The organism is Wolbachia endosymbiont of Cylisticus convexus (genome assembly GCF_003344345.1).
In genome coordinates, this window is sequence record NZ_QPIP01000133.1 from 1 (window position 1) to 3,305 (window position 3,305).

General features: G+C 33.8%; 2 protein-coding genes and 1 pseudogene. 2 read left to right on the forward strand and 1 reads right to left on the reverse strand.

Annotation, left to right across the window (positions count from 1 at the left end):
- The first annotated feature begins 280 nt into the window (after positions 1–280).
- Positions 281–1,960: a recombinase family protein gene (locus Wcon_RS09080; protein WP_237350135.1), complete on the forward strand. Its 1,680-nt coding sequence runs from the start codon at positions 281–283 to the stop codon at positions 1,958–1,960.
- On the opposite strand, the pseudogene Wcon_RS12260 reads toward Wcon_RS09080, so the two are convergent.
- Positions 1,928–2,011, reverse strand: a pseudogene (locus tag Wcon_RS12260) (GPW/gp25 family protein); the annotation flags it as partial. The gene Wcon_RS09080 and the pseudogene Wcon_RS12260 overlap by 33 nt on opposite strands.
- A 217-nt stretch (positions 2,012–2,228) precedes the next feature.
- On the opposite strand from Wcon_RS12260, the gene Wcon_RS09090 reads away from it, so the two are divergent.
- Positions 2,229–3,251 (forward strand): IS110 family RNA-guided transposase, encoded by a 1,023-nt coding sequence (locus Wcon_RS09090; protein ID WP_114517756.1) that lies wholly within the window; start codon positions 2,229–2,231, stop codon positions 3,249–3,251.
- The last annotated feature ends 54 nt before the right edge of the window (positions 3,252–3,305 follow it).

Genomic DNA, 3,305 nt, shown 5'->3' on the forward strand with positions numbered 1-3,305 from the left:
CACCTACGACAATGTTGCCAACAATTTAAAACTTGAAAAAAGTATTTCCAGAAAACTTTTATGTCCAAAAGTAAGAGCTCCATTTATTTATGACGCTAATGACGAACTAATTATCAGCTTTAATGTAGTGGATTAATAATGAGCATATTATTTAAATGGAATGTTATGAACAGTAAAGAAAGATTTGCCATACGAGTTAGTTATGAACCTGATAGGTTGGCAGAGGTATATTTATTAGACGCCTACACAAAATTAATGCCAGTGCTAAAGTATTCAGTAAATGCAAATAAAAAAGAACTTCAAGGAGGATCAAATGTTAACAGTAAGCTTATATGCAAGAGTTTCTTCAGAAAAACAAGTACAAGAGAATACGATTGCAAGTCAACTTTCAGCTTTAGAAAATAAAATTAAAGCAGATGGGCATGAATTGCTAGATGAACATAAATTCGTTGATAATGGCTATAGTGGATCTAATTTAGTTCGTCCTGCCTTAGAAAAATTACGTAATAAAGTAGCAGAAGGTAAAATTGACATAATCTATATTCATTCTCCTGATCGTTTATCGCGTAAATATGCATATCAGATGGTTTTACTTGAAGAATTACAGAAAGCAAAAGTAGAAGTAATTTTTTTAAATAATCAGATTAATGATAGTCCAGAAGCTCATTTATTGTTACAAATGCAAGGTATGATAGCAGAATATGAACACACAAAGATTACTGAAAGATGTCGTCGAGGAAAAATTTATGCAGCTAAAAAAGGTAGTGTAAATGTAATGTGTAGAGCTCCTTACGGCTACCGTTATATAAATAAACAGATGGAAGGAGGGCAAGCTCGGTTTGAAGTTCATGAAGAAGAAGCGGAAGTGGTTCGTAAGCTATTTTCTTGGATAGGCAGAGAAAGAATGAGTGCTGGAGAAGTATGTCGCCAGCTAAATACCATGTCTATCATGTCAGCGAAGGGAAAATGCTGGAATAAAGGCACGCTTTGTGGTACACTAAAAAATCCTGTCTATAAAGGACAAGCAGCTTTTGGTAAAACAAAGGTAGGTGCAAAGCTGCCGCAAATAAGACCATACAAACATTCCTGTGAACAACCTAAAAAGAATAGTTCTACCTATCGTGTTGAAAGGGAACATTGGATTTACATTCCAGTACCTAAAATAGTTGATGAAGATTTGTTTGATATAGTTCAAAAGCAATTAGCTGAGAACGCAAAAAGGCAAAGAGCAAGACAAATAGGAACAACTAATCTATTGCAAGGCTTATTGGTATGCAAGCGTTGCCAGTATTCTTATTATGCTAAAAGATATGGCAAGTCTCAAAAAAAATGTTATCGTTGTATTGGCGCAGATGCTTACCGTTTTGCTGGTAATAAGATTTGTAATAGTAAAACAATTCGTGCTTCTACATTAGAGACAGCTGTGTGGGAAGAAGTTAAAAGCCTATTAAAAAATCCAAACAGAATTTTAAAGGAATATCAGCGTAGGCTTTCAGAACTTCAAAAATCACCATGTGATCAAATAACTGATTCACTTAAAAAACAAGATGATAAGCTGAAACAAGGCATTTCAAGACTTATTGATAGCTATACTCAAGGGTATATTAGCAAAGAAGAATTTGAACCACGAATTAAAGCAGCAAAACAGAGCTTAAAAATAGTTGAAGAGGAAAAGAAAAAAATATTCAATCGAAAAAATCTACAACAAGAATTAACTCTCGTTGTAACCAATTTAGAAGAGTTTTTTTCCAATATTAAATCAAAGCTTGATGATTTAGATTGGCTAACTAAACGTAATGTTATCAGAATATTAGTTAAGCGAATTGAAGTTGATATTGAAGAAGTAAATATAGTGTTTCGAGTAAAAGATATATCTCATTCTACAGAACATAACAATGAAAAAGGTCAAAATTTACAACATTGTCGTAGTAGTCAGTATATCAATTATCGATTGCTTTAAGTGCTCTATTCCTTCTAACGCTTTTCCTGTTTTAGCATCCATTCCTTGTATCTTGAAAAAAGCATCTAATGTTTTAAGCTTGAGCATTAGGTGGAGAAGGGAAAAATTTTGTGTTCATTCCTAGATATAAAATCTGTATGAGAGTTAAGAGTTCCCTCCTCAAAAGTAGAGGCTGAACGGTATCGTAGAAAGACCTAAATGGTTCTAATTCTGTATTCACAAGGTTAGCCTTACTTTTCGTTTTAAATGGTAACGTATGGGGTTATATATGATCAACAACTTTCTGGGTATAGATATTTCAAAAGAACGCTTTGATGTTTTTCTTTCATTCATCAGTAAAAAAGGGAAACGTGAAACTAGGAAAAGGAGTTTTAAAAACGAGGATTCAGGATTTCAAGGTTTACTGGGCTTTTTGCAAAAACATAATGTAGAAGAAGTAAAAGCCTGTATGGAATCTACAGGTTGTTATGGTGAAGCTCTTGCTGAATTTCTACACAATGCTGGACATTTTGTTAGTGTTGTAAATCCTTATTGCATAAAATGCTATGCAAGGAGTAAGCTTGTACGACAAAAGAATGACCAGACTGATGCAGAGATTATTGCAGATTATTGCCAAAGACAGGAACCTTCCCGTTGGACACCACCTTCTTCTGAAAAGAAAAAATTAAAGCATCTTTATCGTTGTTTAGCTGCATTAAAAGATGAATTAGTATTAGTAAATAATCATTTAGAAAAGAAAGAGAGACTGCCTAAAGAAGTCGCAAACGCTTGGGAAAACCTTGCAATGAACATAGAACAAGAAATAAAAATAATAAGAAACTCCATACGTGAACTATTAAAACAACATAAAGAATTGTTGGAAGATTTTCAACTCTTATTGACTATTCCAGGCATAGGAGAGGAATCAGCAATAGCTATTTTAGCTGAAATTCCTGACATAAAAGCTTTTATAAATGCCAGGCAATTGGCAGCATACGCTGGAACTATACCACGAAATATAACATCAGGCTCATCTGTACATGCCAAGCCCAGATTAAGCAAAACCGGTTCACGAACATTATGTAAGGCAATTTACTTTCCTGCTATAGTAGCTAAGAATCACAATCCTATTATTATGACTTTTTGCGAAAGGTTAAAAGAGAAAGGCAAGCATAATATGGCCATTGTAGGAGCTGCAATGCGTAAGTTACTCCATATAGTTTTTGGTGTTTTAAGTTCAAGAAAGGCTTTTGATCCAGATCATATCAACAACTATAGGACTAGGAAGCTGACTGAAGGTTTAGTACTTTAAAATCAACATTTGATTTTATGATGCAATTTTTTGTTGACTCGCAAGACGGTATCT